Below are 21,248 nucleotides of genomic sequence, written 5' to 3' on the forward strand. Positions count from 1 at the left end.
GGCAGGGGCTCGCGTAGATTGCACAGCGACCGGACGAGAGATCACACGCAGGGGACGGCGCAGGTGGCAGCGGCAGAGCAGGGCCTTCGGCGGGATGTGCAAGGTGCCCGCAGGATCGTGGTGAAGATCGGGTCGTCCTCGCTGACCACGGCCGCCGGCGGGCTGGATGCCGACCGGGTGGACGCGCTGGTGGACGTGGTGGCCAGGCACCTCGGCGCCCCGGAGGCCGAGGACAGCAAGGAGATCGTGCTGGTCTCCTCCGGCGCCATCGCCGCCGGACTGGCGCCGCTGGGTCTGGAGAAACGCCCGCGCGACCTCGCCCGCCAGCAGGCCGCCGCCAGCGTCGGCCAGGGTCTGCTGGTGGCCCGCTACACCGCCTCCTTCGCCCGCTACGGCCGGCGCGTGGGCCAGGTGCTGCTGACCTCGGACGACACCAGCCGCCGCGCGCACTACCGCAACGCCTACCGCACCCTGGACCAGCTCCTGGCCATGGGCACGGTGCCGATCGTCAACGAGAACGACACCGTCGCCACCGACGAGATCCGCTTCGGCGACAACGACCGGCTGGCCGCGCTGGTCGCCCACCTCGTCCGCGCCGAACTGCTGGTCCTGCTCTCCGACGTGGACGGCCTCTACGACGGCAACCCGGCCACCCCCGGCACCTCCCTCATCGAGGAGGTGCGCGGCCCGCACGACCTGGACGGGGTGGAGATCGGCAGCGCCGGGAAGGCCGGGGTCGGCACCGGGGGCATGGTCACCAAGGTCGAGGCGGCCCGGATCGCCGCCGGGGCGGGCGTCCCCGTGGTGCTCACCTCCGCCACCCGAGCCGCCGACGCCCTCGCGGGCCGGCCCGTGGGCACCTACTTCCACCGCACCGGCCGACGCTCCGCCGGCCGGCTGCTGTGGCTGGCCCACGCCTCCGCCCCGCGCGGCGCGCTGGTGCTGGACGACGGCGCGGTACGGGCCGTGGTCGAGCGGCGCACCTCGCTGCTGCCCGCCGGGCTGGCCGGGGTGGAGGGCGAGTTCTCCGCCGGCGACCCGGTCGAGTTGCGGGACGCCGCCGGGCGGGCCGTCGCCCGCGGGCTGGTCAACTTCGACGCGCGCGAGATCCCCCGGCTGATCGGCCGCTCCACCCGCGATCTGGCCCGCGAGCTCGGACCCGCGTACGAGAGGGAGGTCGTCCACCGCGACGATCTGGTCCTGCTGCGCCACTGACGGCACCTTCGACGGCACCTTCGACGGAGCCTTCGGGTCAGCCTTTCAACGGACAGCTTCCCGAAAACCGCCACACGGCGGCTCGAGTACTGGTCAACTTCTGTGGGAGGGCCGCGCCGGGACCGCGTTCCGGGAGGCGGCCGCGACAGCGCAGTCCCACAAGCGCGTTCACATCAGCTCGGCACCACACGGGAGGCCGCCGGTGAGACGACTGACCAGCGTCGACTTGGGGTATCCCCAGCGAGGCGACGGGGCGGGGAGCCCCCTGCGGAGCGGCCCGGCACAGCCGGGCGCCCGCCGCGGCGGGGAGGAGGGCCGCTCCGACGGCGCCTCGCGCCTGTGGCACGTCACCCTCAGCGTCTCAGGGGCCGAGGCGCCGCTGCGGGACGTCAGGCGGGCGCTGGAGCGGCTCGCCCACGACCACCCCTTCCTGCTGGCCGGCCGGTACGCCAACGACCACGCCGAGATCCGCTACTGGGAGGAGGCCCGCGACCTCCACGACGCCGCGGCCGTGGCGCTGCGGCTGTGGGGCGAGCACCGGGCGTCGGCGAAGCTGCCGCCGTGGGAGATCGTCGGGCTGGAGGTCATCGGCCGGGAGACGTACCACCAGCGGGTGGCGGAGGGCTACGGCCCGCACCCCGCCATCCCGGCCGGCGTCCACCCGTTCTGACCCCGTCCGGCCCGGTGACGGGACGGGCGCACCACCCGTCTCGTACTGCGGACCTCCGGATGGACGCCGTCCGCCCTGGCTACGCTTGGGGGCATGAGCAGCGCATCGCAGACCTCGCCCGTGACCGAGACCGCCCGCCGTGCCAAGGAGGCGGCCGCCGCGCTCGCCCCGCTGCCGCGCACCGCGCGTGACGGCGCGCTGCTCGCGATCGCCGACGCCCTGGTGGCCCGCACCGGCGAGATCGTCGAGGCCAACGCCGCCGATGTGGACAGGGCCCGCGCCGCCGGGACGGCCGACTCCATCGTCGACCGGCTCACCCTCACCCCCGAGCGGATCGCCGCCATCGCCTCCGACGTGCGGGACGTGGTGGCCCTGCCCGACCCGGTGGGCGAGGTGGTGCGCGGCTCCACGCTCCCCAACGGCCTGGAGCTGCGCCAGGTGCGGGTGCCGCTCGGTGTGGTCGGCATCATCTACGAGGCCCGGCCCAACGTCACCGTGGACGCGGCCGTGCTCTGCCTGAAGGCCGGCAACGCGGTGCTGCTGCGAGGCTCGTCCTCCGCGTACTCCTCCAACACCGCCCTCGTCGCCGTGCTGCGCGACGCCGTGGCCTCCGCCGGGCTCCCGGCCGACGCCGTCCAGCTCGTGCCCGGCGAGAGCCGCGACAGCGTCAAGGAGCTGATGCGCGCCCGCGGCCTGGTGGACGTGCTGATCCCGCGCGGTGGCGCGTCCCTGATCAGGACGGTCGTGGAGGAGTCCACCGTCCCGGTCATCGAGACCGGCACCGGCAACTGCCACGTCTACGTCGACGAGCACGCCGACCTCGACACGGCCGTGGAGATCCTGGTCAACTCCAAGGCGCACCGCCCCAGCGTCTGCAACGCCGCCGAGACCGTGCTGGTGCACTCCGGCATCGCCGACGCCTTCCTGCCGCGCGCCCTGGCCGCGCTGGAGAAGGCCGGGGTGACCGTCCACGGCGACGGGGCCTGGGCGAAGGCGGGCGAGGCCCGGGGTGTGGACGTGGTGCCCGCCACGGAGGAGGACTGGGCCACCGAGTACCTCTCCTACGACATCGCCGCCGCCGTGGTGCCCTCCCTGGACGCCGCGGTGGAGCACATCCGCCGCTGGACCTCCGGCCACACCGAGGCGATCGTCACCTCCGACACCTCGGCCGCCCGCCGCTTCGTGTCGCTGGTGGACTCCACCGCGGTCATGGTCAACGCCTCCACCCGCTTCACCGACGGCGGCCAGTTCGGCTTCGGCGCCGAGATCGGCATCTCCACGCAGAAGCTGCACGCCCGCGGCCCCATGGGCCTGCCGGAGCTGACCTCGACGAAGTACGTGGTCACCGGCGAGGGGCACGTGCGCGACTGAGCCCGCCGCCCCCCGGCGCACTCCCGCGGGGGGCGCCGGGGAGGGGCGCCGGGGGCGCGAAGCAGACGAATCACCGTTCTCCCTGCCCAAAGTCCTCCGGCCGGTCTACGCTGGGTCCGTGCCGGAGGATGTGGGGGGCCAGCCGCACCAGAGCGGCGAGGAGCCCGACGACCGCGACCACGCGGCGGACGACGCGTTCGCCTCCGTGGTGCTGGACGAGTCCTTCGTACGTGCCGCCCTGATCCACGAGCCCACCGCCGCCGAGCGCACGCTGGCCGCCGCCCAGTCCTCCTCCGAGACCGAGGCGGCCCTCGCGCACGACGACCAGTACGGCTACGGACCGTGGCGGGACGATCCCGAAGGCGCCGAACACGACCGCGACCACGGCGGCGACCGCGACGCGGGGGCGGAGGACGGCGACGACCACCACGGCCGGTACCGCTACGGCCGGCTGGAGTTCGCCGACCGCCTCGACCACCTGGAGTACGTGGAGGACGCCGAGTACCCGGAGGACGCCGGGTACGCCGCCTACACCGACGAGGCCGAGGGCCGGGGCGGTCTCCACGGGCACCCCCCGCGCCCCTACCGCGGCCACGTCCGCTGGCAGCGGCCGGTCGCCTGGGTGCTCGCCGTGGTGATGGGCGTGGGCATCGTCGCGATGGCCTTCGCCGCCGTCCACCGGGGCGCCTCCGGCCAGCGGCAGCAGACCCCGCCGGAGCCCCCGCCGGCGACCAGCGGGGTCGACGCTCCGCCGGCCGGCCGGTCCGGCGCGCTGCCCTCCCTGTCCGGCCACTACAGCACGTCCTCGCTCGACGGCCGGCCGTAGCGCCCACCCGCCGGTCCGGCGCCCGCCGGGCGCCGGGTAGGCCGCCCGGCGGACTCTGCCCGACTTTTCCCTGAATCGGGGGCCGAGGGCAGGTTTGGCTGCCTTTGCCGGACCTACTCTGGGGGTATGACCGGGCCTGGAGAACCACCGCCCCGGGGCTTCTCCGGGGGCGGTGACGACGAGTACCGCTCCACCGTCTTCGACGAGTCGTTCGTCAGGGCTGCCCGTCTCCAGGAGTTCTCCGCGCGGGAGCGGCTGGCCGACCGCGAGCACCCCGTACGCCCCCTCCCGCCCCGGCCGCTGCGCGGCAGGCCGTGGCGGGGCCTGGTACTGGCGGTGCTGATCGTGTTCGCCTTCGGCGCCGTGGTCTACGCGGGGATCCGCACCCAGCAGCAGCAGTCCGTGAGCAGGCCGGGGCCGCGGGTGATGAGCAGCACGGTCGTCCCGCTCTCGCCGGGCGGGGAGGGCAGGGTGCCCGGCGGGCGGCCGGCACGGCTGCTCGAACGCAGCCCGGCGGCGGAGTTCTACACCGGGGCCGCCGGGGTGACGCTGCCCCCGGTCCGCTCCACCGCCCACTTCGCGGACAGCCAGGTGCTCGCCGCGCTGGCCGTCGCCAAGGAGTACGTGGTCGAGAGCTCCCTCAACCCCGAGGTGCTGAGCGGCGAGACCGCGCGGCCGGTGCGGATACTGATCGACCCGGACCAGCACGCGCAGTTCGACCGCAGTATCGAGCGGCCCGCGGCCGACGGACACCACGCGGCGACCGGCTGGCTGGTGCGCTTCGCCCCCGGGCACACGGAGTTCACCGGCGAGGGGGTGCGCGTCCGCGGCACGATGGAGGTCCGCGAGACGGAGGCCGACGCGCTGGAGATCGTCACCGACCACGTCTTCGTCTACGCCGTCCGCCCCGCCGGGGCGAGCGATGAGCGGGCGGACGGCGCCCGGCCGGACGGGGAGGCCGCCTCGCTGTTCACGGTCCGGCGCGAACTGCGGCTGCGCTTCGACCGCGAGGACCTGCGCGACCAGCACCTGACGGTGGAGCACAGCGAGGTGCGGGCCGGGCCGATGTCCTGCGCGGCCCCGGCCCACGACGCCCTGCGCCCGCTGACGGCCGGGCAGAGCGCCGGCGCCGACCACCCGGCCGGCACCGACCCGTACGTGCGCGACGGCGGCGACAGCCCGGTGTGCGGGACGCTGGACCCTAGCTCCCTGCCGCGCCCGTAGCGCCCTCGCCGCCCTTTCGGTCCGCGCCGCCGCCCGCTCCGCCCGTGCCGCCGCCCGTGCCGCGCCCGGCGAAGCGGTCGCGCAGCTTCCCGCCCAGGTCCCCGGCTCCGTCGCCCAGGTCCCGCAACAGGCCCATGAGCGGGTCCTTGCTGGTGCGCACGGTCTCGGAGTAGTGGCTCGCGGACTGCCGGAACGACTCGTAGACCGAGGTGTCCTTGTCGTCCTCGCGCCGGTCGTAGTGACCTTCCATGATCCGCTGGTGGTCGCGGCTCGCGGCCCACTTGCGCAGCTCCGCGGCGCGCACGGTGGTGAAGGGGTGGCTGCGCGGCAGCACGTTGAGGATCTTCAGCACCGAGTCGCGCAGATCGCCGGAGGATTCGTACTCGTCGGCCTGCTTCAGGAAGGCGTCGACGTTCATCTCGTGCAGGTGGTTGCCACCGGCGATCTTCATCAGGCCGCGCATCGACGCCTGGAGGTCCTGGCCGACCAGCAGCCCGGCCCGGTCCGCCGACAGCTCCGACTTGCGGAACCACTCGCGCAGCGCCGTCACGAGCGCCATGATCGCCACATTGCCCAGCGGGATCCACGCCACCCTGACGGCCAGGCCGGTCAGGAACAGCAGGATCGTCCGGTAGACCGCGTGGCCCGACAGGGCGTGGCCGACCTCGTGGCCGATCACCGCCCGCATCTCCTCCTCGTCCAGCAGCTCGACCAGCCCGGTGGTCACCACGATGACCGGCTCGTCCAGGCCGATGCACATGGCGTTGGGCTTCGGGTCCTGCGTGACGTACATCGCCGGGACCTTCTCCAGGTCCAGGATGTAGCAGGCGTCGCGCAGCATGGCGTACAGGTGGGTGAACTGCGCGTCGTCCACCCGGACCGAGTCCGACAGGAACAGCAGGCGCAGGCTGCGCTCGGGCAGCAGACCGCTCAGCGTCTTGAAGACCGTGTCGAAGCCGCTCAGCTTGCGCAGGGCCACCAGCGCGGAGCGGTCCGCGGGGTGCTCGTACGCCCGTGAGGAGATCCCCGGGAAGCGCCGCCTGCTGCGGCCGGGAAGGTGTTCGGTGGTGCCGTTTCCGTCTGTCATGGTCCGCCCCCTGCGGGTCTGGTGTGGGCCCGTCCCCCTTGCCGGACCCCACCCTAGGTGGTGGGTGCCACACGCCACAGCACACCGCCCCGCTTACGATGTGCTCAAGTTTCCGCCCCTACCCGATAGGTCTGCCGACGATGACCCTCCCCGACACCGCGCACACCCTGTCCCTCCTGGCCACCGGTGCCGAGGGCGGCGGTGCGTCCGCCAACCCGTACGCCACCGGCTTCGGCGCTCTGGCGGTGCTGCTCCTGCTGCTGTGGATCACCACCCGCTTCAACCGGGACCGCTGAGGCACCGGGCCCGGGCGGCGGCGCGATCGGCGCCGGACGGCTAAGGTCGGCACGCATGGGAGAGCACATAGTGTCCGGCGCCGGCAGACGGCGGCTGGGCGTGATGGGCGGTACGTTCGACCCCATCCACCACGGGCACCTGGTCGCGGCCAGCGAGGTGGCGGCCAGGTTCCACCTGGACGAGGTGGTCTTCGTGCCGACCGGGCAGCCGTGGCAGAAGAGCCACAAGGCGGTGTCGCCGGCCGAGGACCGCTACCTGATGACGGTCATCGCGACGGCCTCCAACCCGCAGTTCTCGGTCAGCCGCATCGACATCGACCGCGGCGGCCGGACGTACACCATCGACACCCTGCGGGACCTCAGGGCGCTGCACGCCGAGGCCGATCTGTTCTTCATCACCGGCGCCGACGCGCTCGCCCAGATCCTGACCTGGCGCGACGTCGACGAACTGTTCTCGCTCGCCCACTTCATCGGGGTCACCCGCCCGGGGCACGCCCTCGCCGACCCGGGCCTGCCGGCCGGCGGGGTGTCCCTGATCGAGGTCCCGGCGCTGGCCATCTCCTCGACGGACTGCCGCGCACGTGTGGCGCAGGGGGACCCCGTCTGGTATCTGGTGCCGGACGGTGTGGTGCGCTACATCAACAAACGCAGGCTGTACCGGGACAGCCGGGCGCCGAAGGGCTAGAGGGGCGGCAGTCGTGAACGACCGACAGGACCCGTACGGGCCGGGGGACCCGTCGCAGGCGAGCGGCCACGTCTACGGTTACGACGAGTACGGGCGGCCGGTCCACGGCGAGCGGGGAACCGGCGCGCCGCACGGCGACACCCCGTACGACCCCTCGTACGGCTCCGCGTACGGCTCCTCGTACGGACAGGGGCACCAGACGGGGCAGCAGTCCGCGTACGACCCGTACGGCGCCGGCGCGTACGGCACGGGGTCCTACGACCCGGGCACGTACACCCCCGACCCCTACGCCGCCGGTCCCCACGCGGCCGATCCCCACGCCGGGGGAGCCCGGACCGGATACGCGCCGGACGCGTACGCCCAGGACCCCTACGTCCAGGACCCCTACGTCCCCGAACCCCGCGGCGGCGGATACGACGGGCAGGACGGCCGGTACGGCGACTGGGACACCTCCGCCACCGGACGGCAGGACCCGGTGACACAGACGTGGATCCCGCAGCAGGCCCAGGAGCCCTGGTACGGGGAGCGGTCCGCGGAGCACGCCGGGCCGGCCGGGGCCGCGGAGGCCGGCGACGCGCCGGGGTCCGGGCCCGGCACGGACCGCGGAACCGGTGCCGCCGACGTCGCGGCCCCCGCCGACACCACGGCTCCCGCCGGCGCGGATGCCGACGAGTACCACACCGAGGAGTTCTCCTTCGTCGAGGAGCAGGACGAGGAGTCCGAGGACGTCATCGACTGGCTGAAGTTCTCCGAGAGCCGCACCGAGCGGCGTGAGGAGGCCAAGCGCCGGGGCCGCAACCGCACGGTGGCCCTGGTCGTCGCGCTCGCCGTGGTGCTGGCCGGGGGCGTCGGCTGGCTCTGGTGGGCGGGGATGCTGCCCGGCACCTCCGGGGACGGCGGGGCCGGCGAGGCGGCTTCGGGCGCCCAGAAGCGCAAGGTGATCGTCGTCCACCTGCGCGAGATCGACGGCGGGGAGATGTCCACCGCGCTGCTGGTCAACAACGAGACGGCGGGCAGGGGCACCACCGTCCTGCTGCCCAACTCCCTGGTCGTCGCCTCCGGCGGCACGGGGGAGGGGACGACGCTGGGCAAGTCCTTCGAGGCCGAGGGCGCGGCGGCCACCCGCGACGCGCTGGGCCTGCTGCTGGGCACCGACATCAAGGGCACCTGGCGTCTGGACACCCCGTACCTGGAGAACTGGGTCGACCTGGTCGGCGGCATCTCCCTGGACGCCGACACCACCGTGCCCGGCGCGAAGAAGGGGGACGATCCGCAGGTGCGGCAGGGCGAGGGGCGCGACCTGGACGGGAGGGCCGCGGTCGCCTACGCCACCCACCGGGCCGCGGGCGAACCGCAGACGAAGCAGCTCGCCCGTTTCGGACAGGTCCTGCGGGCCACGCTGGAGAAGACGTCCGACGATCCGAAGACCGCCACCGGCACGGTCCGGGCGCTGACCCAGATCCTCGACCCCTCCCTGACCGACGGGCAGCTCGGAGCCAGTCTCGCCTCGCTGGCCGGATACGCCAAGAAGGACGCCTACGGCACCGAACTGCTGCCGGTGGAGGCGGACGGCACGCTCAGCGACGCCACCAGCGAGGGCCTGGTGAAGGACGTGCTGGGCGGCACGGTGAAGAACACCGACCCGAACGCCACGCCGCGGGTGAGCCTGAAGGACGCCACCGGGGACGAGGAGGCGGCGAACAACGCCCGGGTGGCGCTGGTCAACGGCGGTTACACCGTGGTCGGCGGCGGCAGCGCGGACTCCGCGCAGGCCACCACCCGCGTGACCTACTCCGAGGCCGGGGACAGGGCCAGGGCCGAGGAGGTCGCCAGGACGCTCGGTCTGTCCGAGAAGGCCGTGACCGAGGGCAAGGGCGCGGCGAACGCCGACATCACGGTGGTGCTGGGCCGGGACTACGAGCCCGGGGGGTCGTGAGGCCGCGGTGGAGCGGCGGGAGCGCGCGGCAGACCGGCGGAAGGCCCGGCGGGAAGCCCGGCGGCCCGGCGGGTGAGGCCCCGCCGGGCCGCCGCCGGGCCCTACGGAGCCGGTCCGCGGCGGATCGTGAGACCCTGGAGGGGTTGTAGACCACCGACCGAAAGCGTTGCCTGTGACCGCCACGGACCGCTCCATCGAGCTGATCAACGCAGCAGCCCAGGCTGCCGCCGACAAGCTCGCCCAGGACGTCGTCGCGTACGACGTCAGCGATGTGCTCTCCATCACCGACGCCTTCCTGCTGGCCTCCGCGCCCAACGACCGCCAGGTCAAGTCGATCGTCGACGAGATCGAGGAACGGCTGCAGAAGGAGAAGGGCGCCAAGCCGGTGCGCCGCGAGGGCGAGCGCGACGGCCGTTGGGTCCTGCTGGACTTCGTCGACATCGTCGTGCACGTCCAGCACAGCGAGGAGCGGGTCTTCTACGCGCTGGAGCGCCTGTGGAAGGACTGCCCGGAGATCGACCTGCCCGAGGACGCCAAGGCCACCCGGGGCAAGGGCGAGGCCGCCGCGAGCGAGGGCGGTGAACCGAGCTGAACGGGCGCGTGGCGGGACGCGGCCGCCGCATCGTGCTGTGGCGGCACGGACAGACCGCGTGGAACCTCGAACGCCGCTTCCAGGGCACCACGGACATCGAGCTGACCGAGGCGGGCCTGGAGCAGGCGCGCCGTGCCGCGCGGCTGCTCGCGGCGCTCAAGCCGGACGCGATCATCGCCTCCGACCTGAAGAGGGCCGTGGACACCGCCGCCGAGCTGGCCGCGGTCACCGGCCTGGAGGTCACCCGCTACGAGGGCCTGCGCGAGACGTACGCGGGCGTGTGGCAGGGGCTGACGCACGAGGAGATCGTCGAGCGCCACGGTGAGGAGTACGCCGCCTGGAAGCGCGGCGAACCCGTGCGGCGCGGCGGCGGCGAGCTGGAGACCGAGGTGGCCGACCGCGCGGCGCCGGTGGTCGAGCGCAACGCCGACAAGCTGCCCGACGGCGGGGTCCTGGTCGTGGTCAGCCACGGCGGCACGATCCGCACCACCATCGGCCGCCTGCTGGGCCTGGAACCGGGCTCGTGGGAGTCGCTGGGCGGGCTGACCAACTGCTGCTGGTCCGTCCTGGGCGAGGGGGCGCGCGGCTGGCGGCTGCTGGAGCACAACGCCGGAACGCTTCCCCAGCCGGTCCTCGGCGACGACGTCTGACACGCTCCGAAGACCGGCCCGGAGGCGGTCCGAGAGGCTCGTCCGGAGCGGGCCGGCGGCGGATTTCGCATTCGGGCAGGTCACCGGTTAAGCTTCTTCCCGTTCACGGCACCGCGGTGAAAGCGGCGGAGCCGGAGCGATGGGGCTATAGCTCAGTTGGTAGAGCGCTTGCATGGCATGCAAGAGGTCAGGAGTTCGATTCTCCTTAGCTCCACAGGCGGCAGAGATCCCGTCCCCCACCGGGGGGCGGGATCTTCGCTTTTCCGGCAGGGGCCGCCCCGGAGGGACGAGGGGGAAGCGGAACCTCGCCGCCCCCGTTCGCGCCCTCCTGCCCGCGGGCGGAGCATGGCAGAATCGGAACGCCGGACGGGCCGCCGCGCGCGGTGCGGGCCCGCCGGGGCGTTCGGAGACATCGAGGACGGCAGAGACAGCGGAGGGGTTCCCCACGTGCGCACGCCTGCGGTCACGGCTGGAGTTGACTGACGGACATGGGTGCACACAGCAGGAAGTGCGACTGGTGCGGCAGCGGAACCCCGATCGTCCGCGACATGGAACCGGTCAACACGGCGTACCAGTACTGGTGCGTCGAGTGCGCGCGGGCGCTGATCATCAAGGGCGACCCGATCGAGACCTACCGCGAGCTGGAGGGCGAGCCGATCTACGGCCGGCTCCTGGAGGAGCACTGCACCCTCAAGCGCTTCTACTCCTTCGTGGCGGCCTGACCGTCACCCGCCCCCGCACAGGACCGTGAGGCCGTACGGATCCTGGGGGCGGGGAGGGTGCCGAAGGAGCCGGGTGGCCCCGGATACGGAGCGGGCCGCCGCAGCGCGCGTACCGCCAGGACGGCGGCGAGGGCGAGCAGCGCCGCACCGGCCGCCGGATAGACCGCCGAAAGCGCCATCTGCGCACCGCTCTGCCGCAGTTCGAACCGCTCCAGGGGCGAGCCGTGCGGTACCCACCACAGCGCGTACGAGCAGAACAGCAGTGCCGCCAGTGCCGTGCCCGTCCACCACGGCGCGCTGCGGCGGCGCAGCGCCTCCGAGCCCAGCAGCAGCACGGCGGGCACGCACCACACCCAGTGGTGCGACCAGGAGACGGGGCTGACCAGCAGCGCGGTGCAGGCGACGCAGACGGCGGCCCAGGCGTGCGCGGAGGGCAGCCGGCGCGGGCCGGCGAGTACGGCGGCCACCGCGACGGCGAGCCCCGCCGCGGCCGCCGCGGCGGCGAGCACCGTCCAGCCGGCGCCGGGCTCGGCCGTGTGCAGCAGCCGGGCCAGGACGCCGCGCAGCGACTGGTTGGCGGTGTCCTCGACCCGGCCGACGCGCTCGGGCGAGAAGACCGCCCCGGTCCAGAAGTTCCGGGAGTCCCGCGGCAGCACCAGCGCCGCCAGGACGACCGTCCCGGCGAACGCGCCCGAGGCGACGGCGGCCCGGCGCAGCCAGTGGTTCCACAGCCGCGCCGGGGGGCCGGCGAGCAGTCCTCGCCGCTCCTGCCGCCTCTGCCGCCAGGCCAGCGTCAGCCCGCACAGTGCCAGGAACACCGCGAACAGGGCGGGGGTCAGTTTGATCCCGGCGGCCACCCCGATGCCGACGCCGGCCCAGCGGTGACCGGAGCGCCGGGACAGGTCCCACAGCACCAGCACCGCGAGCAGCAGGTTGATCTGGCCGTACCGCAGCGTCGTCCACACCGGCTCGCACCAGACGGCGACCGCCGACACGGCCAGGGCGGCGGCCGGGCGGGGAAGGTTCAGCGGACGCCCGGTCAGCCGCAGCGACAGGTGGACCAGGGCCACCAGCAGGGCGAGGTTCGCCCCGGTCGCCAGCAGCCGCATCGCCGGCACGTCGACCAGGGTCAGGGGTATGAACAGCAGCGCGGCGAACGGCGGGTAGGTCATGGGCAGTTCGGCGTGCGTGGCGCGCATCGCGTACAGGTCGCCGCCGGTCCGGGCCGTCCAGCCCTCGGCCCGGTAGACCATCAGGTCGATCATGGAGACGTTCGCCGCGCTCTGGGCCGCCAGGAAGGCGGTGAAGGAGAGCAGGCAGAACACGGCGGCGAGCCGTGTGGACCGCTTCAGCAGATACGCCCGTGCCGCGGGGAACCGGCGGTCGGCGGTCAACTGCAGCGTACTCACGGGCGGCTCCGGGTCCTGGCGGTGGCGGTCGTCGGGTCGGGCGGGGCGGTCGGGACCTTCCACGGCCGGCCGTGTGCGTGGACGTGCGCGCGGGCGCGGCCGGTTGCCCGGACGCGGCGGGGCGGGTGCGTACGGGCGTGGGAGTACGACAGTACCCGGACGGCCGTGACCTACCCGTTATGGGATTTGGCGAAGGACGCTCACGGGCGTGTACAGTAGGCATCGCCGCCGCGGGGGACCGCGGCAAAGGCAACAAGGGGCTATAGCTCAGTTGGTAGAGCGCTTGCATGGCATGCAAGAGGTCAGGAGTTCAATTCTCCTTAGCTCCACAGTGGGAGAGCGGGCCGTCCGGAAGGGCGGCCCGCTTCCGTCTGTCCGGACTGTGTCCGGAACATGTCCGGGCCCCGGACGGCCGCGGGAGCGGGAAGGCGCCTTGCGGTACCCTGACGGCATGCGTGCCGTACGCCTTCTGCTTAGCGGGCCGCGCTGAACCAGCGCCGACCCTCCGGTCCCGGTTCCGGTGAGGTCGGAATCAGCGCGGCGTCCCCTCCTGTGCGAGGGGTCTTTTCGTTTTCGGGCCGTGAGCCCTCCCGCAGGCAGACGACGACCGATGGAGCTTAGAGGACGATGAGCGAGACCACCGCCGCCGCGGAGACCGCGGCCCCCCATCGCTACACGGCCGCACTGGCCGCGAAGATCGAGGCGCGCTGGCAGGACTTCTGGGACGAGCGCGGGGTGTACGAGGCCCCCAACCCCACCGGGGAACTGGCCGGCGATCCGGAGACCGTCGCCCGCCCCAAGCGCTTCATCATGGACATGTTCCCGTACCCCTCGGGCGCGGGCCTGCACGTCGGGCATCCGCTGGGCTACATCGCCACGGACGTCACCGCGCGCTACCTGCGCATGACCGGCCACAACGTGCTGCACACCCTGGGCTTCGACGCCTTCGGCCTGCCCGCCGAGCAGTACGCCGTACAGACCGGCACCCACCCGCGGGTGTCCACCGAGGCCAACATCAAGAACATGAAGGCCCAGCTGCGGCGGCTGGGCCTGGGCCACGACCAGCGCCGGTCCTTCGCCACGATCGACCCGGACTACTACAAGTGGACCCAGTGGATCTTCCTGCAGATCTTCAACTCCTGGTACGACGAGGAGGCCGACCGGGCCCGGCCGATCTCCGAACTGGTCGGGCAGTTCGAGGCCGGTACCCGCCCCACGCCGGACGGCCGTGCCTGGAGCGAGCTGAGCGAGGCCGAGCGGGCCGACGTACTGGGTCGGTACCGCCTGGCATACGCCTCCGACGCGCCGGTCAACTGGTGCCCCGGCCTGGGCACCGTCCTGGCCAACGAGGAGGTCACCGCCGAGGGCCGCTCCGAGCGCGGCAACTACCCCGTCTTCAAGGCCAAGCTGCGCCAGTGGAACATGCGCATCACCGCCTACGCCGAGCGGCTGCTGCGCGACCTGGACGCGCTGGACTGGCCCGAGGCGATCAAGCTGCAGCAGCGCAACTGGATCGGGCGCAGCGAGGGCGCCCGCATCGAGTTCCCGGTCGAGGGCGCCGGCGGCCCCTCCGACGCCGGCCCCGGCGAGCGGATCACCGTCTTCACCACCCGTCAGGACACGCTGTTCGGGGCCACGTACATGGTGCTGGCGCCCGAGCACGAGCTGGTGGACCGGATCGTCCCCGACGCCTGGCCCGAGGGCACCCGCGAGGTGTGGACGGGCGGCCACTCCACGCCGTCCGAGGCGGTCTCGGAGTACCGCAAGCGGGCGGCCGCCAAGTCGGACGTCGAGCGGCAGGCCGAGGCGAAGGAGAAGACCGGTGTCTTCACCGGCGCCTACGCCGTCAACCCGGCGGGCGGCGAGCGGATCCCCGTCTTCATCGCCGACTACGTGCTGATGGGCTACGGCACCGGCGCGATCATGGCCGTCCCCGCGCACGACAGCCGCGACTTCGCCTTCGCCCGCGCCTTCGAACTGCCCATGCGCTGCGTGGTCGAGCCGACCGACGGCCGCGGCACCGACCCGGCCACCTGGGACGACGCCTTCTCCTCCTACGACGCGGCGATCGTCAACTCCACCGGTGTGGAGGTGTCGCTGGACGGTCTGGGCGTGACCGAGGCCAAGGCCCGGATGACCGAGTGGCTGACCGAGCGCGGCATCGGTGAGGGCACCGTCAACTACCGCCTGCGCGACTGGCTGTTCAGCCGCCAGCGCTACTGGGGCGAGCCGTTCCCGATCGTCTACGACGAGGACGGCGTGGCGCACGCGCTGCCCGAGTCGATGCTGCCGCTGCAACTGCCCGAGGTCGAGGACTACTCCCCGCGCACCTTCGACCCCGACGACGCCGACACCGAGCCCGAGACCCCGCTGTCGCGGAACGAGGAGTGGGTGAACGTCACCCTGGACCTGGGCGACGGACGCGGCCCGCGCAGGTTCCGCCGCGAGACCAACACCATGCCCAACTGGGCCGGTTCCTGCTGGTACGAGCTGCGCTACCTGGACCCGCACAACAGCGAGAAGCTGGTCGACCCGGAGATCGAGCGCTACTGGATGGGCCCGCGCGAGGGGATGCCCACCGGCGGAGTGGACCTGTACGTCGGCGGTGCCGAACACGCCGTGCTGCACCTGCTGTACGCCCGCTTCTGGTCCAAGGTGCTGTACGACCTGGGGCACGTCTCCTCGGCCGAGCCGTTCCACAAGCTGTTCAACCAGGGCATGATCCAGGCCTACGTCTACCGCGACTCCCGCGGTATCGCGGTGCCCGCCGCCGAGGTCACCGAGCGCGACGGCGCCTACTGGTACGACGGCGAGAAGGTCGACCGGGCGCTGGGCAAGATGGGCAAGTCCCTGAAGAACGCCGTCACCCCGGACGAGATCTGCGCCGAGTACGGGGCGGACACCCTGCGGCTGTACGAGATGGCGATGGGCCCGCTGGACGTCTCCCGTCCGTGGGACACCCGCGCGGTCGTCGGCCAGTACCGGCTGCTGCAGCGGCTGTGGCGCAACGTCGTCGACGAGGCGACGGGCGAGGTCGCGGTCGTCGACGCCGAGCCGGACGAGGAGACCCTGCGCGCGCTGCACAAGGCGGTCGACGGGGTGCGGCAGGACATGGAGGGCCTGCGCTTCAACACCGCCATCGCGAAGATCACCGAGCTGAACAACCACGTCACCCGGCTGCGCGAGGTACCGCGTTCGGTGGCCGAGCACCTGGTACTGCTGATCGCGCCGCTGGCCCCGCACATCGCCGAGGAACTGTGGCGCAGGCTGGGCCACGACACCAGCGTCGTCCACGAGGACTTCCCCGCGGCCGATCCGCGGTACGTGGTGGACGAGACGGTGACCTGCGTCGTGCAGGTGCGGGGCAAGGTCAAGGCCCGCCTGGAGGTCGCCCCGGACATCTCCGAGGCCGACCTGGAGGCGCGGGCGCTGGCCGAGCCGGCGGTCGTCGGCGCGCTGGGCGGGGCGGGCGTCCGCAAGGTGATCGTGCGGGCGCCGAAGCTGGTGAACGTCGTCCCCGCCTGACCTGTGGGGCACTTGCGTCATGTGGCGGCGGGGCCGCGGCTCACCGGCCGCGGCCCCGCCGCCGTGTTCCTTCAGCCCGCCGCCGGTTCGGTGCCCGTTCCCGGGTCGGGCTCGGCTCCCGGCCCGGTCCCCGGCTCCGACCGCGCCGCCATGGCGAGCAGTTCGGCCAGGTGCACGGCCTTCGCCCGGGAGCGCGTACGGCGCAGCCCCTGCCTCAACTGGCGCAGACAGCCGGGGTTGACCGCCACGACGTAGTCCACGTCCAGCTTCCGCAGCGCCTCCAGCTTCGGGTCCAGCACGGCCCGGCTGTCGTCCGGCCGCAGCATCGCGTACGTGCCGGCGGCGCCGCAGCAGCCGTCCGCGCCGGGCAGCTCGACGTAGTCGGCCACCGCGGCGACAAGTTCACGGGGCGGGCGGGTCACGCCCAGGCCGTTGCGCAGGTGGCAGGAGTCCTGGAGGGCGACCCGCGCCGGACGGCCGCCGACCGTGACCCGGCCCCGGGGCCGGTGGCCGGTGCGCTCCAGGTACTCGCTCAGCTCCCTGACGCGGTCGCGGCCCAGGTGGTGGGCGAGATGGGCGGCGCAGCCGCCGGAGGTGGTCACGATGGTGCCGGGCAGCCGCTCGCCCAGCGCGCGGGCCATCCCGGCACCGGCGGCGGAGTCGCCGTTGTGGGCGTGCAGCGCGCCGCAGCAGCCCTGCCCGGCGGGGACGGCGACCTCCGGCCGCAGTTCGCGCACGGCGCGCGAGACGGACGGGTACAGCCCGCGCTCGACGCAGCCCAGCATCAGCGACACCGGCTGCTTCCGATCCCCGCTCGCCGGACGGCGCTCCCGGGCGGAGCGGCGGTCTCGGGCGTGGCGCCGTACCAGTCCCTGGAGGCGCAGCAGCCACGACCGGGACACCACGGCCATCAGCAGACGGGCGATCAGGGGCCGGCCGCGCCCCTGCCACTGGTGGTCGCGCCACTGCTCCAGCAGCTGCCCGTACTCCACGCCCGCCGGGCAGACCGGCTCACAGGCCCGGCAGCCCAGGCAGAACGACGACTCCTCGGCCAGGGTGGGGTCGTCAGGGGCGAGGTCGCCGGACTCCAGTGCCCGCATCAGGGTGATACGGCCGCGCGGGGAGGAGGGCTCCTGGCGGGTGAGGGCGTAGGTGGGGCAGGCGGGCAGGCAGAACCCGCAGGAGATGCAGCGGTCGAGCAGCGCCTTGTCGAAGACGCCGAGCCCTTCGCCCTGCCCGGGATCGGGGCCGGGCGCGGGAGGGGGTGCGGAGTCGGTCATCGGGAGTCCTTCCGTGGACACCCCCGCCGTCGGGCGGGGGAGGAAGTCAGGATCCGAGCTTTCCCGGGTTGAGGATGTTCGCCGGGTCGAAGGCCTTCTTGATGCGGCGCAGCAGGGCGACCTGGTCGTCCCCGATCCGGTCCGCGAGGTAGGGCAGCTTGGCGGCGCCCACGCCGTGCTCGCCGGTGATGGTGCCGTCCAGGGCGATGGCGGCCGCGAAGATCTCGGCGAACGCCCGGTGGGCGCGGTCGGCCCCCTCGCCGTCGTCGGGATCGAGTACGCAGGTGGGGTGGAGGTTGCCGTCCCCGGCATGCCCGAAGGTGGCGATCCGCAGGCCGTGGCGGTCGGCGATCTCGTCGATGCGGTCCACCATCTCGGCGAGCCGGTGGCGGGGCACGGTCGCGTCCTCCAGGATCGTGAGCGAACCCAGCCGGGAGAGCGCCGGGAGCGAGCAGCGGCGTGCGGCGAGCAGGGCGTCGGCTCGGGCGACGTCCTCGGCGAGGGTGACCTCCAGGGCCCCGGAACCCTCGCACACCTCCCCGATACGGGCGAGGGCGCCCGCCACGGTGCGCCTGGAGCCGTCGTCGCCGAAGAGCAGCAGCGCCCCGGCGTCCCGCCGCAGGCCGAGCCCGGCGAACTCCTCGACGGCCGAGACGCACTTGCGGTCGAGGAACTCCAGAGTGGCCGGGACGATCCCGTCGGCGATGACGGCCGCGACGGCCCGGGAGGCGTCGGCGAGGGAGTCGAAGTAGGCGACTCCGGTACCGGTCTCCTCGGGAGCGGGCAGCAGGGCCACGGTGGCCTCGGTGATCACCGCGAGGGTGCCCTCGGAACCGGTCAGCAGCCGGGTGAGGTCGTAGCCGGCCACGTCCTTCCACAGCCGGCCGCCGGTGCGGATCACCTCCCCGGTGGGCAGGACGGCCTCCAGGCCGAGCACGTGGTTGCGGGTGACGCCGTACTTCAGACCGCGCAGGCCGCCGGCGCAGGTCGCCACGTTGCCGCCGACGGTGGAGACGGTGCGGCTGCCGGGGTCGGGGGCGTACAGCAGGCCCTCGCGCGCCGCCGCGTCCGCCAGCGCGGCGGTGGTCACCCCGGGCTGGACGCGGGCCAGCAGTTCGGCGGGGCTGACCTCCAGGATCCGGTCGAGCCGGGTGAGCACCATGACGATGCCGCCGCGCAGGGGCACGGTGGCGGCGCACAGGTTGGAGCCCGCGCCGCGCGGCACGACGGGTACGCCCCGCTCGGTGGCGTACCGCAGGACCGCGGCGACCTCCTCGGTGCTGCCGGGCAGCACCACGGCCTGCGGCCGCGCGTGGAAGAGAGGAGTGGCGTCGCGGGCGTAGGCGGCCAGCGCTCCGTCGTCGGTCCTGACGTGGTCGCGTCCCACGATGGCGGCCAGGTCGCCGGACAGATTCCCGGGGAGGTCACCGGCCGGACCGCCCGGCGGACTCCCCGCCGGTTCCCCGGCCCGGCGTCCGGCCGGGCCCGTCTCCGCGTGCGTGTGCATCGGCGCACCACCATCCAGTCCGACTACGGGCGTGGACCGACGGTAGACCAGCGGGCGGACGGCGGCGAGGAGGTGGGGAGAAGAGGAGGACCGGGCAGGCACTCCGGGCCCGCCGGAATCCGGGAGGGAAGCGATCGGGAGACCGACGGGCCCCCTACGGGACGGATGCGGGGGGCACTCCGGGCCCGCCGGAACCCGGGAGCGGCTCCGCGCGTTTACCCTGGGAGGACGACCGCCCCCTCCGGGCTGCTGGAGGGCGGTGGCACACCGGCCGACGAGGGAGCGGAGCTGTGGAGTTCGTCATCGGTCTGCTGGCCTTCCTCTTCGTGCTCTTCGTCGTCCTCGGCGCGATCGCCACGGTGAAGACCGTGCGAGCGGTCAGGCGTGGCGTGGAGCGGACGGGGCAGCAGGTGCGCCGCACCGTCGAGGAGACCACGCTCAAGGCCCGCAGTGCCCAGCCGGGCCCGGTGGGCGAACTGGCCCGGGTACGGCTGGAACTGCGCAGCTCCCTGGACAGCACGCGCCGCGCACTGGAGGCCGGGGCCCGGCACGACCCCTCGCTGAGCGAGGCGGCCGGCCTGCTCGACCGGCTCGACGAGCACGCCCGCCAGCTCGACGGCGAGCTGCGGCTGCTGATGGAGCGCGAGCCGGACCGCGGCCGGATCGCCGCCCGGATTCCGGACGCGCGGGAGCGCGCCGAGCGCATCCGAGCCTCCGCCGACTCGCTGCGCTTCGCCGCACAGGACCGGGCCCGGCGGCACGACGAGGACGGACTGGCCGCACTGAGCGAGCAGATCGAGATCGAGGCGGGCGCGCTGCGGCACTGGACGGACCCGGCTTCCGAGGGCGCCTCCGGGGCCGCGACCCTCGGGACGGCCTCCGGCGCGCGGCCTCCGGGGCAGAACCCGAAGGAGCGGCAGAGTCCGGACGCGGCGGACGCCCCCGGAGCGCGGGCCCCGCAGACGCCGGGCATCGAGGGCCCGAAGGGCGGCCCGCAGGACCGCACGGCGGACTTCGGCACCGACTTCACCAAGGAGTTCGGACCGGACTTCGGACCGGACTTCGGCAAGGGCCGCCCGCAGAGCGCCTCGTGAGCCCGGCGCGGTCCGCCCCAGCCGCCCGTCCGGGCGGCCCGGCCCGGCCCCACCACCCGAACCGCACCACCGCGAAAGGCCGTTGAGTGAACCTCCGGGCAGCGGGCCGCCGCACCGCGGACCGCGGCGCACCGCTCGCTTCACCGCGGCGAGGAAAGGCCCGGTAATCTCCGCCCCATGTCCCGCCATGTCGCGATCGTCACCGATTCCACGGCCTACCTGCCGCAGGTGGCACTGGAACACCACCGCATCGCCTCGGTCCCGCTGACCGTGGTGCTGGGCGACAGGGCGCTGGAGGAGGGCACCGAGCTCTCCGCCCGCTCGCTGGCCGAGGCCCTGCGGAAACGGCGGTCCGTCACCACCTCCCGTCCCGGCCCGCAGGTGTTCGCCGAGGTGTACCGCTCCATCGCGCGGGAGCCGGGGGTGGAGGGCATCGTCTCCCTCCACCTGTCGGCCGAACTCTCCGGCACCTACGACGCGGCCGTGACCGCCGCGCGGGAGGCGCCCGTACCGGTGCGGGTGGTGGACACCGGCATGGTGGCGATGGCGCTGGGCTTCTGCGCGCTGGCCGCCGCCGAGACCGCCGAGGCGGGCGGCGCGCTGGACGAGACGGTGGCCGCGGCCCGGAAGCGGGCCGAGGGGACCTCCGCGTTCTTCTACGTGGACACCCTGGAGTACCTGCGGCGCGGCGGCCGTATCGGCGCGGCCCAGGCCCTGCTGGGCTCGGCCCTGGCGGTCAAACCGCTGCTGGAGCTGGAGGACGGCCGTATCGGCATGCTGGAGAAGGTCCGCACCGCCTCCCGGGCCATCGCCCGCCTGGAGGAGATCGTGGCGGAGCGGGCGGGGGACGCCGAGGTGGACATCGCCGTCCACCACCTGTCGGCCGCGGAGCGTGCCGACCAGCTCGCGCAGCGGCTGCGCGCCCGGCTGCCGGGGCTCGGGGAACTGCACGTCAGCGAGGTGGGGGCGGTCATCGGCGCACACACGGGGCCGGGGCTGCTGGGCGTCGTGGTGTCACTCCGACAGGTGACGCGGTTGTCCACAACCGGCGGGTAGTCCACGGAGAAAAGCCGTGACCGGACGGGGCGGGCACTCCCGCCTACCGTCGGGCGGCATGAGCACCCCACCGCGCCTCCGATCACGCGCCCCTGCCTCCCGT

The 21,248-nt window shown here is 73.8% G+C and carries 18 protein-coding genes and 2 tRNA genes; 16 read left to right on the forward strand and 4 right to left on the reverse strand.

Annotated features, from left to right (window positions below; all coding sequences use genetic code 11):
• Positions 1 to 96 precede the first annotated feature (96 nt).
• From proB to L7D48_RS10595, 5 genes are all read left to right on the forward strand, one after another.
• Positions 97 to 1,215, forward strand: coding sequence for a glutamate 5-kinase (gene proB, locus L7D48_RS10575; protein ID WP_237878741.1), 1,119 nt, complete (start codon positions 97 to 99; stop codon positions 1,213 to 1,215).
• Between the two features lie 265 nt (positions 1,216 to 1,480).
• The gene (locus L7D48_RS10580) at positions 1,481 to 1,885 is read left to right on the forward strand and encodes a hypothetical protein (protein WP_374491905.1); all 405 of its coding nucleotides are present in this window, start codon (positions 1,481 to 1,483) and stop codon (positions 1,883 to 1,885) included.
• Positions 1,886 to 1,978: 93 nt separating this feature from the next.
• Positions 1,979 to 3,256, forward strand: coding sequence for a glutamate-5-semialdehyde dehydrogenase (locus L7D48_RS10585; RefSeq protein WP_237878728.1), 1,278 nt, complete (start codon positions 1,979 to 1,981; stop codon positions 3,254 to 3,256).
• 118 nt (positions 3,257 to 3,374) lie between these two features.
• A complete protein-coding gene (locus tag L7D48_RS10590) occupies positions 3,375 to 4,082 on the forward strand; it encodes a hypothetical protein (RefSeq protein WP_237878729.1) in 708 nt (235 codons plus the stop codon).
• A 126-nt stretch (positions 4,083 to 4,208) separates the two neighbouring features.
• Positions 4,209 to 5,306: a hypothetical protein gene (locus L7D48_RS10595; protein WP_237878730.1), complete on the forward strand. Its 1,098-nt coding sequence runs from the start codon at positions 4,209 to 4,211 to the stop codon at positions 5,304 to 5,306.
• On the opposite strand, the gene L7D48_RS10600 is transcribed toward L7D48_RS10595, so the two are convergent.
• Positions 5,284 to 6,393: a M48 family metallopeptidase gene (locus L7D48_RS10600; protein ID WP_237878731.1), complete on the reverse strand. Its 1,110-nt coding sequence runs from the start codon at positions 6,391 to 6,393 to the stop codon at positions 5,284 to 5,286. The two genes, L7D48_RS10595 and L7D48_RS10600, sit on opposite strands and share 23 nt — an antisense overlap.
• Positions 6,394 to 6,533: 140 nt before the next feature.
• Here L7D48_RS10600 and L7D48_RS10605 point away from each other — a divergent pair, with 140 nt between their 5' ends.
• The 7 genes from L7D48_RS10605 to L7D48_RS10635 all read left to right on the forward strand — a co-directional run bounded on the left by L7D48_RS10605 (position 6,534) and on the right by L7D48_RS10635 (position 11,274).
• Positions 6,534 to 6,689 (forward strand): hypothetical protein, encoded by a 156-nt coding sequence (locus tag L7D48_RS10605; protein WP_237878732.1) that lies wholly within the window; start codon positions 6,534 to 6,536, stop codon positions 6,687 to 6,689.
• Between the two features lie 55 nt (positions 6,690 to 6,744).
• Positions 6,745 to 7,374 (forward strand): nicotinate-nucleotide adenylyltransferase, encoded by a 630-nt coding sequence (gene nadD / locus L7D48_RS10610; protein WP_237878733.1) that lies wholly within the window; start codon positions 6,745 to 6,747, stop codon positions 7,372 to 7,374.
• A 13-nt stretch (positions 7,375 to 7,387) separates the two neighbouring features.
• Positions 7,388 to 9,310: an LCP family protein gene (locus tag L7D48_RS10615; protein ID WP_237878734.1), complete on the forward strand. Its 1,923-nt coding sequence runs from the start codon at positions 7,388 to 7,390 to the stop codon at positions 9,308 to 9,310.
• Positions 9,311 to 9,482: 172 nt separating this feature from the next.
• Positions 9,483 to 9,902: a ribosome silencing factor gene (rsfS, locus tag L7D48_RS10620; RefSeq protein ID WP_237878735.1), complete on the forward strand. Its 420-nt coding sequence runs from the start codon at positions 9,483 to 9,485 to the stop codon at positions 9,900 to 9,902.
• Positions 9,899 to 10,552, forward strand: a complete 654-nt coding sequence (locus tag L7D48_RS10625) for a histidine phosphatase family protein (protein ID WP_237878742.1) — start codon at positions 9,899 to 9,901, stop codon at positions 10,550 to 10,552. Before rsfS ends, L7D48_RS10625 begins: the two co-directional genes overlap by 4 nt.
• A gap of 141 nt (positions 10,553 to 10,693) precedes the next feature.
• Positions 10,694 to 10,766, forward strand: a tRNA-Ala gene (locus L7D48_RS10630).
• 274 nt (positions 10,767 to 11,040) lie between these two features.
• The gene (locus L7D48_RS10635; RefSeq protein WP_093849089.1) at positions 11,041 to 11,274 is read left to right on the forward strand and encodes a hypothetical protein; all 234 of its coding nucleotides are present in this window, start codon (positions 11,041 to 11,043) and stop codon (positions 11,272 to 11,274) included.
• Here the strand turns inward: L7D48_RS10635 and L7D48_RS10640 are convergent.
• Positions 11,253 to 12,674, reverse strand: coding sequence for a glycosyltransferase 87 family protein (locus L7D48_RS10640; protein WP_308312273.1), 1,422 nt, complete (start codon positions 12,672 to 12,674; stop codon positions 11,253 to 11,255). The two genes, L7D48_RS10635 and L7D48_RS10640, sit on opposite strands and share 22 nt — an antisense overlap.
• Positions 12,675 to 12,939: 265 nt before the next feature.
• Here L7D48_RS10640 and L7D48_RS10645 point away from each other — a divergent pair.
• Together L7D48_RS10645 and leuS are read left to right on the forward strand one after the other, a co-directional pair.
• Positions 12,940 to 13,012 (forward strand) — tRNA-Ala (locus tag L7D48_RS10645).
• Between the two features lie 298 nt (positions 13,013 to 13,310).
• Positions 13,311 to 16,208 (forward strand): leucine--tRNA ligase, encoded by a 2,898-nt coding sequence (leuS, locus tag L7D48_RS10650; RefSeq protein ID WP_237878736.1) that lies wholly within the window; start codon positions 13,311 to 13,313, stop codon positions 16,206 to 16,208.
• A 71-nt stretch (positions 16,209 to 16,279) separates the two neighbouring features.
• Here the strand turns inward: leuS and L7D48_RS10655 are convergent, their stop codons facing one another.
• Positions 16,280 to 17,488, reverse strand: a complete 1,209-nt coding sequence (locus L7D48_RS10655) for a (Fe-S)-binding protein (protein ID WP_237878737.1) — start codon at positions 17,486 to 17,488, stop codon at positions 16,280 to 16,282.
• A 46-nt stretch (positions 17,489 to 17,534) separates the two neighbouring features.
• Positions 17,535 to 18,995, reverse strand: a complete 1,461-nt coding sequence (locus tag L7D48_RS10660) for an FAD-binding oxidoreductase (protein ID WP_237878738.1) — start codon at positions 18,993 to 18,995, stop codon at positions 17,535 to 17,537.
• Positions 18,996 to 19,285: 290 nt separating this feature from the next.
• Here L7D48_RS10660 and L7D48_RS10665 point away from each other — a divergent pair, with 290 nt between their 5' ends.
• Positions 19,286 to 20,089 (forward strand): hypothetical protein, encoded by an 804-nt coding sequence (locus tag L7D48_RS10665; RefSeq protein WP_237878739.1) that lies wholly within the window; start codon positions 19,286 to 19,288, stop codon positions 20,087 to 20,089.
• A 177-nt stretch (positions 20,090 to 20,266) separates the two neighbouring features.
• Positions 20,267 to 21,145 (forward strand): DegV family protein, encoded by an 879-nt coding sequence (locus tag L7D48_RS10670; protein WP_237878740.1) that lies wholly within the window; start codon positions 20,267 to 20,269, stop codon positions 21,143 to 21,145.
• The last annotated feature ends 103 nt before the right edge of the window (positions 21,146 to 21,248 follow it).

The sequence above is a fragment of the Streptomyces sp. ICN903 genome, from assembly GCF_022015835.1.
Lineage (GTDB): Bacteria > Actinomycetota > Actinomycetes > Streptomycetales > Streptomycetaceae > Streptomyces > Streptomyces fenghuangensis.

Coding starts and splice junctions, on each gene's coding strand:
- L7D48_RS10600 (WP_237878731.1), bottom strand. CDS start 6,393: ATGACAGACGGAAACGGCACCACCGAACACCTTCCCGGCCGCAGCAGG.
- L7D48_RS10605 (WP_237878732.1), top strand. CDS start 6,534: ATGACCCTCCCCGACACCGCGCACACCCTGTCCCTCCTGGCCACCGGT.
- L7D48_RS10655 (WP_237878737.1), bottom strand. CDS start 17,488: ATGACCGACTCCGCACCCCCTCCCGCGCCCGGCCCCGATCCCGGGCAG.
- L7D48_RS10585 (WP_237878728.1), top strand. CDS start 1,979: ATGAGCAGCGCATCGCAGACCTCGCCCGTGACCGAGACCGCCCGCCGT.
- L7D48_RS10660 (WP_237878738.1), bottom strand. CDS start 18,995: ATGCACACGCACGCGGAGACGGGCCCGGCCGGACGCCGGGCCGGGGAA.
- nadD (WP_237878733.1), top strand. CDS start 6,745: ATGGGAGAGCACATAGTGTCCGGCGCCGGCAGACGGCGGCTGGGCGTG.
- L7D48_RS10595 (WP_237878730.1), top strand. CDS start 4,209: ATGACCGGGCCTGGAGAACCACCGCCCCGGGGCTTCTCCGGGGGCGGT.
- L7D48_RS10635 (WP_093849089.1), top strand. CDS start 11,041: ATGGGTGCACACAGCAGGAAGTGCGACTGGTGCGGCAGCGGAACCCCG.
- leuS (WP_237878736.1), top strand. CDS start 13,311: ATGAGCGAGACCACCGCCGCCGCGGAGACCGCGGCCCCCCATCGCTAC.
- L7D48_RS10670 (WP_237878740.1), top strand. CDS start 20,267: ATGTCCCGCCATGTCGCGATCGTCACCGATTCCACGGCCTACCTGCCG.